Source organism: Duganella sp. BJB476, from assembly GCF_003416895.1.
Classification (GTDB): domain Bacteria; phylum Pseudomonadota; class Gammaproteobacteria; order Burkholderiales; family Burkholderiaceae_D; genus Rugamonas.
The window spans coordinates 696,643-709,349 of record NZ_QVIO01000002.1 but is presented as its reverse complement, the minus strand read 5'-3'; the positions used below and the strand labels follow the sequence as shown (position 1 = coordinate 709,349).

Below are 12,707 nucleotides of genomic sequence, written 5' to 3'. Positions count from 1 at the left end.
GTTTTCATTTCACCGCCGGATACCCAAAATCACGGCCGCTGCTTGAACTCATTCGGCGACAGGCCCGCCCACCGCTTGAACGCGCGGCGGAAGCTCGACGCATCGCTGAAGCCTAGCCGCTCCGAAATCGACTCATGGGTCATCTCGGTGCGCGTCAGATAGGTCGACGCCAGCTTAAACCTCACCTCGTCGACGATTTTCTGGTACGTCGAGCCCTCGCTGATGATCTTGCGCCGCAGCGTGCGCGGATGCAGGCCGAGCTGGGTCGCCATGTCCTCCAGGCTGGCGAACTGGCCCGACCGACCCAGCAGGTGTCGGTAGATCTCGCCGACCACGCCGCGTCCGCCGCCGATGCGGTCCAGCATTTCCTGGCAAGTGTCCTGCACCAGCTGGAAGGTGATGGCGTGGGCGCCCAGCGGACGCTGCTCCAGCCAGGCCAGATCGAAGCGCAATTCGGTATGCGGCGCATCGAACTCGATCGGGCAGTTCAGCACGCTGTGGTAATGCGCGGCGCCGGCCGGCACGCTGAATCCGAAGCTGGCCGAGCGCAGGCGGAAGGCGTTGCCCGATATGCTTTTGTGCAGCGACAGCAGGATGCCGCTCTGGTACTCCTGCACGAAGCGCGCCGTGGTCTCGTGCAGCGCGAAGCCGGGCAGGGCGCGGATGATCCAGATGGCTTCGTCGCCCGCCTCCACCAGTTCGAGGTCGACGATGGGCGTGGCCAGCTCGCGGTAGGCGAGCCCGAAGTTGACGGCGGCGCGCACGGTCGCGCTGCTGAGCAGGGCATAACCGTAAAAGCCGTAGTCGGTCAGGTGAAAGGAGGCGCCCAGTTCCAGCGGACTGAGTTGCCCCGGCGTCAGGCGCAGGAAGTTGTCGAAGACGGTGGTGACCTGTTGCCGCGAAATGAAGAAATAAGGATCGCTCAAGTCGGCCGGCGCGATGTCGGCGCCGGCCAGCGTGTGCTCGGCCGGGATGCCGGCGGCGACCAGGTGCCGCGTCAGCGGAATGAGCTTGTAGACGGGATAAATGCGTTCTGCCGCGCCGATGTATTTGATTCCCGTCACGCCTGTTCTCCTATCGTTTGCCTGCGGAAGCCTATCATACTGCTGCCCGGCGCCGACAGGCTCAGACGAAGGCGCTGAAGCCGGTAATGGCCTTGCCGACGATCAGGCTGTTCATCTCGCGCGTGCCCTCGTAGGAATACAGCGCCTCGGCGTCGGCGACGAAGCGGCCGATATGATGTTCGAGCAGGATGCCGTTGGCGCCGAGCAGTTCGCGCGCCCAGCCGACCGTCTCGCGCATGCGCACCGTGCAGACGCCCTTGGCCAGCGACGCGTGCTCGTCCTTCATGATGCCTTGCTCCTGCAACTGCGACAGGCGAAGGCACAGCGCCTGGGTCGATGTGATGTTGCCCAGCATGCGGAACAATAAATCCTGGATCAGCTGGAACGAGGCGATCGGCTTGCCGAACTGCTCGCGCTGCTGGGCGTAGCGCAGCGCATGCTCGTAGGCGCCGGTGGCGCAGCCGACCGATTCCCAGGCCACCGCGGCGCGGCTCATGCGCAGCACGCTGGCGGTGTCCTTGAACGAGTTCGCGCCCTTCAGGTGCTGGTCGTCGGGGATGCGGCAGTCGCGCATGGTGATCAGGCCGTTCTGCACCACGCGCAGCGCCATCTTGGTGACGATTTTTTCCACCGAAAAGCCGGGCGTGTCGTTTGCGACGATGAAGCCCTTGACCTGGCCGTCGTCGACGTCGCGCGCCCAGATGACGGTCAGGTGGCCCCAGGTGGCGTTGCCTATCCATTTCTTCTGGCCGTTCAGGACCCAGCTGTCGCCGTCGCGCCTGGCCGTCGTTTGCAGGCCGCCGGCGGTGCCGGAGCCGGTTTCCGGCTCGGTCAGCCCGAACGAGCCGATCTTGTCGAGCCTGGCCATCGGCGGCAACCACCTGGCTTTCTGTGCTTCCGAGCCGCACAGGAAGATCGATCCCATCGCCAGCCCCGTGTGCACGCCGAAGAATGTCGAGATGGACGCATCGACGCGCGCCATCTCCATCATCACAAAGCCCATCAGCATCATGCTTTTGCCCGGACAGCCATACCCCTGGTAGGGCAGGCCGCCGATGCCGAGCGCGCGCATCTTCGGCAGCAGTTCGAACGGGAAGGCGTCCCTGGCCCAATAGTCGTTGATGATGGGCTGGACTTCGGTTTCCATGAAGGCGCGCACTTGCAGGCGGATGGCGTTGTCGGCATCGCTCAGGGTCTGGCTGACCGCATAGAAATCGCCGTCGGCAGCCGGCAGGGACTTGGGTGGGCGCTGTGAATTATCGTTCGATGGCATGGTGGTATCCGGATCAAGTGAGTGAAAAGGAAAGGTGGCGCAAACGACTCAGGGCGCGGCCACGACGGCGCCGCTCGATTTCAGCTCGGCGATTTCAGCCGCGCTGAACTCCAGTTCCTGCAACACGTCGACGCTGTGCTGGCCCAGTTCCGGCGCCAGCCGCGGGCGGACCTTGGGAACGTCGAGCAACTGCATCGGGCTGTTGACGGTATGCGTGGCCTCGCCGTGCGGGCCCGCCAGCGGCACCAGGATGTCGTTGGCGATCATCTGCGGATCGCGCACGATCTCGTCGAAGGTCTGGACCACGCCGAAAATGACGCGGCCCTGGTCGAGCACGGTGCGCCAGTGCGCCAGCGGCTGGCTGGCGAAGACCGGATCGAGCAGCGCCACCAGATCGGCGGCGTGCTGCACCCGCAGCTGTTTGGTGGCGAAGCGCGGATCATCCAGTAGCTGCGGCAGGCGCATCGCTTGCACAAAGCCGGGCCAGTCTTTTTCCTGCGCGGCGACCAGCAGCAGCCAGCGCTGGTCGGCGCTGCGGTAGGGGTTGAGCAGCGCGTTGGACGGGCGCTTGCGGTCGTGCTGTTCGACGAATTTGGCGCCGTGCAGCGCGCCTTCGATCCAGGTCGAGGCCGCCCATGCGCCCTCGGCGATCAGCGAGGTGCTCACGTGGCCGCCTTTGCCGGTCAGCGTGCGCCGGTACAGTCCGGTGACGATGGCCGAGTACAGCGTCACCGCCGTCGCATGGTCGCCGATGCCGGGAATCGGCAGCGTCGGCGGGCTGTCGGCGTCGTGAGTCACTTCCATCAGCCCGGTGCGCGCCCAGTAGGCGGTGATGTCGAAACCGGGCTTGTCCGCCTCGGGACCTTCGAGGCCGTAGCCGGTGATGTCCGCATAGATCAGGCGGTCGTTGAGCGGGGCCAGCTCCTCGTAGGTCAGGCCGAGCGCCTTGCGTACCTTGGGCGGGAAGTTGGTCACCAGCACGTCCGCCCAGCGGACCAGCCGGTGCAACACGCGGCGCGCGGCCGGCGACTTCAGGTCGAGCGCGATGCTGCGCTTGTTGCGGTTGGTGAGCTGCCAGGCGTAGTTGGTCTCGCAGGCGGGGTTGGGCGGGGTCAGGTAGAAATAGCGGTAGGGGTCGCCCAAGCCGGGCGGTTCGACCTTGATCACGTCGGCGCCGAAGTCGGACAGGATGGTGGTCGCGGCCGGTCCGGCGATAAAGCTGGCCAGGTCGACGACCTTGAGGCCGGTGAACAGGCTGGCTTGCGGTATGGTGCTCATGGAATTCCTTTGCTGGATCGACGATCGATGGGGAGAGGTGTGATGGCGTATGCTCTCCCGTGGCGCGGCGGCTGTCTTTTGCTCTCTTGCGCGCATATCGCAATCATGCGGCGCGCTGGCAGGCGATTGGGATGGGGGCGCTTATGCGGCCGCGTCGAGCAGGGCGAGGGCGGCGTCGCTGCCGTTGTCGAGGTGGCCGGCGGCCTGTCGCAGCAGGCGGGCATGGCCGAGCCGCGACGGCGTGGCGTCGCTGGCTGCCGTATCGAGAAGCGCCAGATGCAGCCCGTTGCCGAGCGCGCGCCGCGTTGACGCGACCAGCTCCCTGGCCGACCGTATCGTCTCGAACGCGGCCATGCCTGCCAGGCGTTCGGCATCGGCCAGGTCGCGCAGGATGGCGCCGCGGTACTCGGCAAATTCGGACGGCGCCAGAGGGGTGTCGGGATCGCGCTCGAGCAGCGCGGCGCCGGCGCAAACGGCCCGCGCCAGCAGCGCGTGCATGCGCCGCTCCGCGCGCTCGGGCCAGACCAGCTTGAACACCAGGCTCATGACGGTAATGCCCAGCAGGATGCCGACCAGGCGATCGCGCACCAGCGTGACATCGGCATTCGGTCCGAAACCGTGCAGGATGCACAGGAAAAACGCAAACGCGATCTGCCAGCCGAAGTAGGCGCTGCGCTCGCTGCCGGCGGCGATCCAGGCGCTGGCGGCGACCACCGGCGCGATCGTCATCAGCAGGCCGCCGACCGATGCGAGATGCGGCACCACGAACACGGTGGCCAGCAGGGCCAGCGCGCCGCCCACCAATGCGCCGGCGATGCGCAACGTGGCCTTGTGGATGGTGGCGCCGGTGCTGGTCAGCGCCACCACCGCGCAGGTGATGACGCAGGTGTGGATGCCGGGCCAGGCCCATGCGGTGTAGAGCACGTAGCACAGCATCGAGGCAAATGTCGTCTTCAGCGCGAATTGCAGGTGCGCGGGATTGCTCAGGGCATCCGCCACGAACAGCCGGCGAGGGGCTTGCGCCGCCGCTTCGGGCAGATGGGGACCGGATGTGGGCCACAGCCTGGCAATCTCGCGCAGATGGTGTTCCATTTCCCGGACCAGGGGGGCGTCGGCGCCGCTGTCTGGTGGCGGCGGCTCCGGTGTCTGCGCTACGCCAGCGTTGTCGAGCGCATCGCGCAACCGCACGCACGCCAGCCGCAGCGCCAGCAGGCGGTTCCAGGACGATGGCGCCGCCGGCAGTTTCGATGGCATCGCCGCCGCATCGGCCAGATGGTCCAGCGCCCTGAGCACGGCGGCGTAATGCGGCAGCTGCGCCTTGAGCCGGGGATGGCCGGCGCCGGCCAGTTTCAACAAGGCGCCCAGGCGCGTGCCGGCGGGAACGTGGGGCGGCGCAGCACCGTCCGCCAGTTGCGCGTCGAGCGCATCGATCACGCCGGCCAGGCAGCGGCGCGCCTCCTGTTGCAGCAGCGCCAGCGGGCGCGCCGGCCACAGCAGCACGTTGACCAGCACCACCACGAGGATGGAAAAGAACAAGGCCATCCAGGTCCACAGCGTGTCGCGCACCAGCGGCTCGGCGGCCGGATACAGGTCGACGGTGGACTGCGTAATCAGCAGGATGAAGCCAATCCCGAATCCGATCGGGCCGGCGACGAACACGCGCGACAAATACATGCCGGCGCAGAACAGCACGGTCATCAAGCCCAGCCGCAACGCCGGCGCGTCGATGGTGACGACATAGGCCAGCAGCGTCAGGCCGATGGCGGCGGTGATCGCGCCGATCAGCGCGATGCCGGTGGCGGTGGTGGTCGCCATGTCTTCGCGCGAGACAAAGAACACCATGTAGGCCGACAATGCCGCATTGGGAATCCGCAGCGCCATCGACAGCGTGACGATCAGCAGGCAGGCGATCAGCATGCGCAGGCTGGCGTCCGCGCGTCCCGGCCATGGCGCCAGCTCGGCGCACAGCGCGGCGGCGCTGAACCCGGCCGGAGGCGGGCGGAGGGGGCGGACGCTCATGGCCGGCGCCTGGCGCTCAACGATGCTCGCCGGCGTGATCCGGCGCCACCGTCACCACGGCCGATGCGCCGATGCGGAACAGCGCGGCCGACGGATTGTGGACGCGGATACGAACCGGGAAACGCTGCGCCACATGAACCCAGTTGATCGAACGCGGCACCTTCGGCAAGCCCTGCGCGCTGCCGCCTTCGTCGGGCAGCACGCCCCAGCCCACCGAATCGACGGTGCCGTCAAAGCGCTGGTCGGGATCGGTCATCAGGTAGACGCTGGCGGCGCCGCCGGGGCGCATCTTCTTCAATTCCGTTTCGCGGAAATTGGCCACCACGTACCAAGCGCGCGTGTCGATCAGCGTGAACAGCGGCTTGCCGCTCACCGCGAACTCGCCCTCGGAAATGCCGAGATCGACCACGCGGCCGTCGAACGGCGCCCGCACCACGGTCTGCTCCAGCAGGTAGTCGGCATGGGCGATGGCCGCGGCCAGCTCGCGCTTCTGCGCCACCAGCGCGTCGACGCCGCTGACCGCGCTGGCGGCGCGCTTGCGCTCCAGCAGCGCCGACTGCAATTCGGCGTCGGCCGTGCCGCGCGCCGTGCGGGCCAGCTCGACCTGCTCCCTGGTGACGAATTCGTCGGCCAGCAAGGGCTCCAGGCGTTGCAGGCTGGACTGCCGCTGCGCCGCGGTCTGCCGGGCGCGCGCGACATTGCTGCCGGCGGCGTCGGCCGCGTAGCGTTGGGCGTCGACCTGGCGTTGCGTCAGGCCGATTTGCGCCTCCAGCGTGGCCAGCTGGGCGCGCAGCCGTTCGACGTCCAGCTGGTACGGCCGGCGGTCGATGACGAACAGGATGTCGCCCCTGGCCACCACGGCGTTGTCGCGCGCCTTGAGGCTGACGATGCGGCCGGCCACCTGCGAGGCCACGCCGATGGTGTCGGCCTGGACGAACGCGTCATCGGTGCGCGGGTAGCTGTCGACGTAGCTGACGGCATACGCCAGCGCGGCCAGCGCCAGCAGCGCCACCAGGGGCAGCGCGAAGCGGCGCCAGCCGGCGCGGCGGAGGTGGTCGGCGGCAGGGCTTGCGGTTGCTTGATGCGTCATGATAGTCCACGAAAAAGGAAGAGCCAGAGTAGCGTGCCGCACAGCAGGGCCAGCAGCGGGTAGAGCAGGGGCGGCGCGCCGTTGCGCCACAGGCCGCCGGCGCCGGCCAGCAGCCGTATCGCCAGCGCCAGCGCGATGCCGAGCAATGCGCACAGCATCCAGCCGGGGAAGTAGGCGCCAAGGATGGCGATGCTCGGGGCGCCGCCGCATCCGCTGCACAGGATGGCGATGACGGCGCACGCGGTCATGGTTCGGATGGACATGTGTGACGGAATGGAGGGCTGTCGATGTTGGCATCATCGCATCCATGTCCGCGCCGGCGTTGAGGAATTGTGCGTTTTCTTTTGCTGGCTTGCGCATTTCTTCCGCCGACCTGCGGTGCAGGCGATCAAGCTCGCTACACTGGAAATTCTTTCACTCACCCTGCCTGGATCTTCATGCCGCGCACTCCATACCAAGGCACCGCTCCGGTGTCGATTTTGAATCGTGTCCTGTGCGCATCGGCCATCGCCATCCAGGCGGCGTCGCCCGGTCGCGCCGCCGACGCCCTCATCGCATCGATGATCGCGGCGGAGCCGCATGTGTATTGCGGCGCGCCGGCGATGGCCGCGCCGGTCGCCGGCGCGCCGCTGGCGCTGGCCGAGCTGATCGCCATCGGCATGAAGCAGAGCACCGATACCCGCGTGGCCTGGTCGCAGGCGGAGGAGGCGGCGCTCAATCTCGGCATCGCGCGCAGCAAGTACGGCCCCATCCTGGCCGCCCGCGCCGCCGCGCTGCACGAGCATTCGGCCTTTCCGCTGCCCAAGAGCTTGAACCCGAACGGCTACTTCAAGTCCGACGCCGAGGCGCTGGTGCCGGCGCTGACGCTGAAGTGGCTGCTGTACGACGGCGGCGGCCGCGAGGCCGTGCTGGACCGGGCCGGCCAGCAGCTGGCCAGCGCCGATTTCGGTTTCTCGGCGGCGCACCGGCGCGTGACGATCCAGATCACGCAGCAGTTTTACCGCCTGTCGGCGCAGACCGAGCGTCTGGCGGCCGCGCAGGATGCGCTGCACAGCGCGCAGGCGGTCGAGCAGCTGGCGCAGGCGCGCCATCGGCGCGGCCTGGGCACGGCGCCGGAGGCCCTGCAGGCGGGCGCGCAGGCATCCGAGGCGCAGTTGCAGATGGAGGCCGCCGGCGCCGCCGCGCAGGACGCCTACATGGCGCTGCTGGAGACGGCCGGCACGCGGCCGGACGCCAACCTGTGCATCGCGCTGCCGGCGACGCCGGGGCCGTTGTCGGCGTCGCCGCAGAACGTCGCCCGGCTGGTCGAGCGGGCGATGGCGTCGCGGCCGGAAGTGCAGGCCGCGCTGGCGCAGGTGCGCGCCGGCGACGCGGCGGTGCGCCAGGCGCGCAGCGAATACGGCCCCAAGCTGCTGTTGGCGGCGCATGCCGGCCAGAACCTGGGCCGCTCGCGCTCGGACGGCGGCGACTGGTCCGTCGTCAACCAGCCGGTGTACGGCGTCGGCCTGGTGTTCGATTTTCCGCTTTACGATGGCCAGATCCGGCGCAACGAGCTGCGCTCGGCGCAGTCGAAACAGGAGTCGGCCGAGGCCCAGCTGGACGGCGTGAAGAACAAGGTGGTGCACGAGGTCGTCAAGGCTTACCACGACTTGGCGGTGGCGCAGCGGCGGCGCGAATCGAGCGCCGCGCTGCTGGCGGCGGCGTCGCGCTCCTTCGATGCGACACTGGCCAGCTATCGTCAGGGCCTGGCCACGATGCCCGAGTTACAGTCGGCGATGACCCTGCTGGCGCGCGCTCGCAGCACCGACGGCGAGGCCGGCGCCGACCTGCTGACCGCGCGCGCCGTGCTGTCCTTCGCCAGCGGCGACCTGATGGAAGTGGAGTGAGCCCGGCTAGCGGGCGCCGCGGAAGGCGGCCGGCGTCATGCCCACCAGCAGCGCAAAGCGCGTGGTGAAATAGCTCTGGCTCTTGTAGCCGACTTCGAACGCGATGTCGGCGATGCTCTTGTCGCTTTCGATCAGCATCTTCTTGGCCGACTCGATGCGGCAGCGCATGATGAACTGGTGCGGCGATTCCCGCGTCGACTGCTTGAACATGCGGGCGAAGTGGTAGGGGCTCATGTCGAGCTGGCCGGCGATGTCCTTGAAGCCGATGTCGTCCTGGTGGTGCGCGCGGATGTAGTCGACCGCGCGGCGGATCTTGTAGCGCGGCAGTCCACCCGGCGCCGGGGACGGCGCCGGCGTGTCGCTGTAAGTGCTCAGCAGATGCTGGCCGATGACGATGGCGACCGACTCCAGGTAGGACTGTTCCAGCTCGCGCCGGTTCCGCATCTGCTGCTCGATCGAGCGCGCCATATGCCACATGAAGGGATCGACCGACGCATAGTGCGGCGCGATCTCGTAGCCGTGGTGGCCGTTGGCCTGGGCCAGCGAGCGCAGGAAGGCCGGCTTGACGGTGATGCTGGTGAGCTGGGCGTCGGCGGTCCAGGCGGCCGTGTGGGCGTGACCGGCCGGGATGATGCAGACGTGCCGGTCCGACACCTTGATCTGCTGCGGTTCGCCGCGCGCGCCGCGATAGGTCAGGATGGCCGAGGCGTGCATGCCCGGCGCGGCGATTTCATGCTCGTGCTGGGTGCGCTCGCCGGCGCCCGGGGCCTTGCCGATGCGGATGCGCAGGCAGCTGCATTGGGCTTCGAGCAGCGGCTGTTGTCCGCATGGGCGCTCGTCCACGCATGCGCTCATGACAGGACTCCGCTGCCGCTGGTGATGGTGGTAGCGGTACCGGTACCGTGGCGAGGCCGCAGGGTGGCTCGTAGTAGCGTCTGTGGACACTGGCGCATGGAATATTCCTGTGTAGTGGGCTGGCCTGCTGGGTTGCAGTTCAACAGTTGTTGTCTGGATTTTCCCACTGGCCGCATCGGACCGGGAGTGCTGTTTCGGACAATTCGCGTGACAAATGAGGACAATGGCGTAGCGGTCGCATCGCCGTCATGGCGCGCCGTGGCGCAAGGCGTTGGGCGCCGCTGCTGCCGCCTCCAGGTGCAGCAGCAGCGGGCGCAGTTTGTAGATGGGATGGATGTTGTCAGGGGTGCCGATGGCGGCGGCGTGGCTGGATTGTTGTGCCTGGTCGGTCAGGCTCACAGCGGTGCATTCATCCTGCCGCCACGTAGGCGATGCCGGTCAGGTTGCCCTGTGCATACAGCAAGGTCTTGCGCTCCGAGCCGTCGAGCCGGGCCGCGTAGACCGAACCGCCGAGGTCGGTCATGAACATGCGATCGCCGTCGAGGTCGAGCGCGATGCCTATGCCTTCCATCAAGTGGCCGAACAGGATTTCCGGAGCCGGGCGGGGGCCGTGCGCCGGCGCATCCATCGCGGCGCGGTTGACCGTGTTGCCGCGCGGCGGCTCGCCGCGGTCGGTCCAGTACAGCTGGCGCCGGCGCAGGTCGAGTTCGATGTCGATCGGTTCCGGCAGCTGGTCGTACAGCAGTTCGATATCGCTGCGGGCCGCCGGCGATTCGCCCGCCGGCAGTTCGATGCCGGCGCGGAAGATGCGGCCGCGGTTGCCATCGTCCGTGCCTTTCTGGCTCCAGTAGATGTGGCCGCCCACGGCGTCGACGGCGATGCCGACGCACCAGCGGTCCAGGTCGGCGCGGTCGGACGCTCCCTCGCCGGTCTGGACCAGCGTTTCGACGGCGCTGCCGTCGAGGTTGCAGCGCATGACGCGCATGCCTTCCCGGTCGCACCAGTAGAGCTTGCGGTTGCGCCGGTCCAGCTGCAGCTGCTTGGGGGTGAAGGTGACGCCGCAGGGAACGATGGTGCGGCGATTGCCGCCGTCGAGGTCGATGCGCTCGATGGCGCCGTCGTTCTGGTTGGGGATGCCCATGTCGGTCCAGTAGAGATGGCCGGCCTCGGCGTCGACCGCGATGCCGTCGGGCAGGCGGCAGTTCAGCGCCAGCGTGCGGCGGTCGCTGCCGTCGGGCTGGACCGACAGGATGCGGCCGCCGCTGAGGTCGAGCACGTACAGCAGGCCGTCGGCGGGGGAGGGGGAAGCGTCATGCATGGTGAGATCCTCGGGATGGGGAGACGTGGATGGCGGCGGTCAGCGGCCGGCGTAGCGGGGCGCGCGCTTGGCGAGGAAGGCCTGCGTGCCTTCGCGCTTGTCGTCGGAGGCGGCGCACACGGCGAACAGCGCGCCCTCGAGCGCGAGGCCGTCCGCCAGCGTGGTGTCCAGGCCGCGCAGCACGGCCTCGGTGGCCAGCCGCACCGCCAGCGGGGCGTTGGCGGTGATTTGCGCCAGGATGGTTTCGGCGCGCGCGATCAGCCCGTCCGCCGGGACGACTTCGTTGACCAGGCCGATGCGGCGCGCTTCTTCGGCGTCGATGGTGGCGGCGCTCAGGATCAGTTGCAGCGCGCGTCCGGCGCCGACCAGGCGCGGCAGGCGCTGGGTGCCGCCGAAGCCGGGCAGCACGCCCAGCTTGACCTCGGGCTGGCCGAACGCGGCCCGCTCGGAGGCGATGCGCAGCGTGCAGGCCATGGCCAGCTCGCAGCCGCCGCCGAAGGCGTAGCCGTTGACGGCGGCGATCACCGGCTTGCCGAGGCGTTCGATGCGGTCGAACACGTGCTGGCCGTAGCGGGTGAAACGCTGGGCCTCGACGGCGCCGATCGCGGCCAGCTCGCCGATGTCGGCGCCGGCGGCGAAGGCCTTGCCTTCGCCGCTGAGGATCACGCCGCGCACGGCGGCGTCGGCGGCGGCCGCGTCGAAGGCGGCCAGCAGGTCGGCCAGCGTGGCCTGGTTCAGCGCGTTGAGCACGGTGGGCCGGTTCAGCGTGATGTAGGCGATGCTGCCGGCTGTGCGGTAGAGCACGTTGTCGTAGTGCGGCATGGGGGCGGCTCCTGTCATGGGCGGGCTGATTCGCCGGCGCGCGCGGCCAGCAGGCTCAGCAGCGCTTCGTCGCGCTGCGCGGCCAGCGCCTCCAGCGAGCGGCCGTCGGTTTCCTTGTGCACGCCTGCTATCATCAGGCGGCGCACCTCGGGCGTGATGACGGGATCGCCGAGCGAGCGCCACATGGCGGTCAGCGGGCCAGTGAACTGGTCGAAGAAGTGTTCGATGCCGCCGGCGCCGCCGCCGAGGTGGTACAGCAGCGACGGTCCCATCACGCCCCAGCGCAGGCCCGGTCCCCAGCAGACGGCGGTGTCGGCATCGGCGACATCGAGCACGCCTTCGGAAACGAGGTAGACGATTTCGCGGAACAGCGCCGCCGCCAGCCGGTTGGCGACGTGGCCCGGCATTTCCTTGCGCAGCCGCACGGTGCGCTTGCCCAGACCGTCGTAGAAGGCGGTCACGCGGGTGATGGTCGCTTCCGAGGTGCGCGCGCCGCCGACGATCTCGACCAGCGGAATCAGGTGCGGCGGGTTGAACGGATGGCCGATCACGCAGCGTTCCGGGTGCAGCTTGCAGCCGGCCTGGATCGCCGACATCGTCAGGCCGGACGAGCTCGACGCGATCAGCACCTCGGCCGGCAGCAGGCGGTCCAGCTGTTCGTACAGCGCGGTCTTGAAGTCGATCCGCTCGGGGCCGTTTTCCTGCACCAGGTCGGCGCTGGCGACGGCCTCGGCCAGGTTGGCCGTGAAGCGAAGGCGCTGGCGGTCGGCGCCTTCGGCCAGGCCGATCCGCTCCAGCGCCGGCCACGCCTGGTCGATGTACTGGCGCAGGCGGGCTTCGGCGCCGGGCGCGATGTCGGTGGCGGTGACGTCCAGGCCGCGTGCCAGGAACAGTGCGGCCCAGCTGGCGCCGATGGTGCCGGTGCCGATGATGGCGACCCGTTGGATAGACTTGACCATGGTGCGTTCCTCATGTGTGCGGAGTGGAGATGGCGGCCGGATCTCCGGCGGCAGCTTGAGGCGATAGTAGGGGCGGCGCCGGTGCGCGTCTTTCGTATACGTGCGCACGTATCGGGAAAGTGCTGAAAACGCCTGTGCGGTGG

Annotated in this window: 12 protein-coding genes; 1 reads left to right on the top strand and 11 read right to left on the bottom strand. The window is 68.6% G+C overall.

The window, feature by feature from the left end; translation table 11 throughout:
* Window positions 1-29: 29 nt before the first annotated feature.
* The 6 genes from D0T21_RS12770 to D0T21_RS12745 all read right to left on the bottom strand — a co-directional run bounded on the left by D0T21_RS12770 (window position 30) and on the right by D0T21_RS12745 (window position 6,987).
* A complete protein-coding gene (locus D0T21_RS12770) occupies window positions 30-1,064 on the bottom strand; it encodes an AraC family transcriptional regulator (protein ID WP_116989485.1) in 1,035 nt (344 codons plus the stop codon).
* Between the two features lie 61 nt (window positions 1,065-1,125).
* Window positions 1,126-2,337, bottom strand: coding sequence for an acyl-CoA dehydrogenase family protein (locus D0T21_RS12765; RefSeq protein ID WP_116989486.1), 1,212 nt, complete (start codon window positions 2,335-2,337; stop codon window positions 1,126-1,128).
* Window positions 2,338-2,385: 48 nt separating this feature from the next.
* On the bottom strand, window positions 2,386-3,615 hold the full coding sequence (locus D0T21_RS12760) for a CaiB/BaiF CoA-transferase family protein (protein WP_116989487.1): 1,230 nt from the start codon (window positions 3,613-3,615) through the stop codon (window positions 2,386-2,388).
* A 141-nt stretch (window positions 3,616-3,756) separates the two neighbouring features.
* The gene (locus tag D0T21_RS12755) at window positions 3,757-5,634 is read right to left on the bottom strand and encodes an FUSC family protein (protein WP_116989488.1); all 1,878 of its coding nucleotides are present in this window, start codon (window positions 5,632-5,634) and stop codon (window positions 3,757-3,759) included.
* A 16-nt stretch (window positions 5,635-5,650) separates the two neighbouring features.
* Window positions 5,651-6,724, bottom strand: coding sequence for a multidrug transporter subunit MdtN (gene mdtN, locus D0T21_RS12750; RefSeq protein WP_116989489.1), 1,074 nt, complete (start codon window positions 6,722-6,724; stop codon window positions 5,651-5,653).
* Window positions 6,721-6,987, bottom strand: a complete 267-nt coding sequence (locus D0T21_RS12745; protein WP_116989490.1) for a YtcA family lipoprotein — start codon at window positions 6,985-6,987, stop codon at window positions 6,721-6,723. The genes mdtN and D0T21_RS12745 overlap by 4 nt, the downstream gene beginning before the upstream one ends.
* Before the next feature lie 174 nt (window positions 6,988-7,161).
* Here D0T21_RS12745 and D0T21_RS12740 point away from each other — a divergent pair, with 174 nt between their 5' ends.
* Window positions 7,162-8,610 carry a TolC family protein gene (locus tag D0T21_RS12740; protein WP_116989491.1) on the top strand — a complete coding sequence of 483 codons (1,449 nt, stop codon included), beginning with the start codon at window positions 7,162-7,164 and terminating at the stop codon, window positions 8,608-8,610.
* A gap of 6 nt (window positions 8,611-8,616) precedes the next feature.
* Here D0T21_RS12740 and D0T21_RS12735 read toward each other — a convergent pair whose 3' ends face one another.
* The 5 genes from D0T21_RS12735 to D0T21_RS12720 all read right to left on the bottom strand — a co-directional run bounded on the left by D0T21_RS12735 (window position 8,617) and on the right by D0T21_RS12720 (window position 12,564).
* Entirely contained in the window at window positions 8,617-9,465 is an 849-nt protein-coding gene (locus D0T21_RS12735) for an AraC family transcriptional regulator (protein ID WP_116989492.1), read from the bottom strand.
* Between the two features lie 246 nt (window positions 9,466-9,711).
* Window positions 9,712-9,864 (bottom strand): hypothetical protein, encoded by a 153-nt coding sequence (locus D0T21_RS32055; protein ID WP_158568003.1) that lies wholly within the window; start codon window positions 9,862-9,864, stop codon window positions 9,712-9,714.
* Window positions 9,865-9,874: 10 nt separating this feature from the next.
* Complete coding sequence (locus D0T21_RS12730) at window positions 9,875-10,783, bottom strand: 3-hydroxyacyl-CoA dehydrogenase (RefSeq protein ID WP_116989493.1); 909 nt, start codon at window positions 10,781-10,783, stop codon at window positions 9,875-9,877.
* A 39-nt stretch (window positions 10,784-10,822) separates the two neighbouring features.
* On the bottom strand, window positions 10,823-11,605 hold the full coding sequence (locus tag D0T21_RS12725) for an enoyl-CoA hydratase-related protein (protein ID WP_116989494.1): 783 nt from the start codon (window positions 11,603-11,605) through the stop codon (window positions 10,823-10,825).
* Between the two features lie 14 nt (window positions 11,606-11,619).
* Window positions 11,620-12,564, bottom strand: a complete 945-nt coding sequence (locus D0T21_RS12720) for a 3-hydroxyacyl-CoA dehydrogenase NAD-binding domain-containing protein (protein WP_116989495.1) — start codon at window positions 12,562-12,564, stop codon at window positions 11,620-11,622.
* Between the last annotated feature and the right edge of the window lie 143 nt (window positions 12,565-12,707).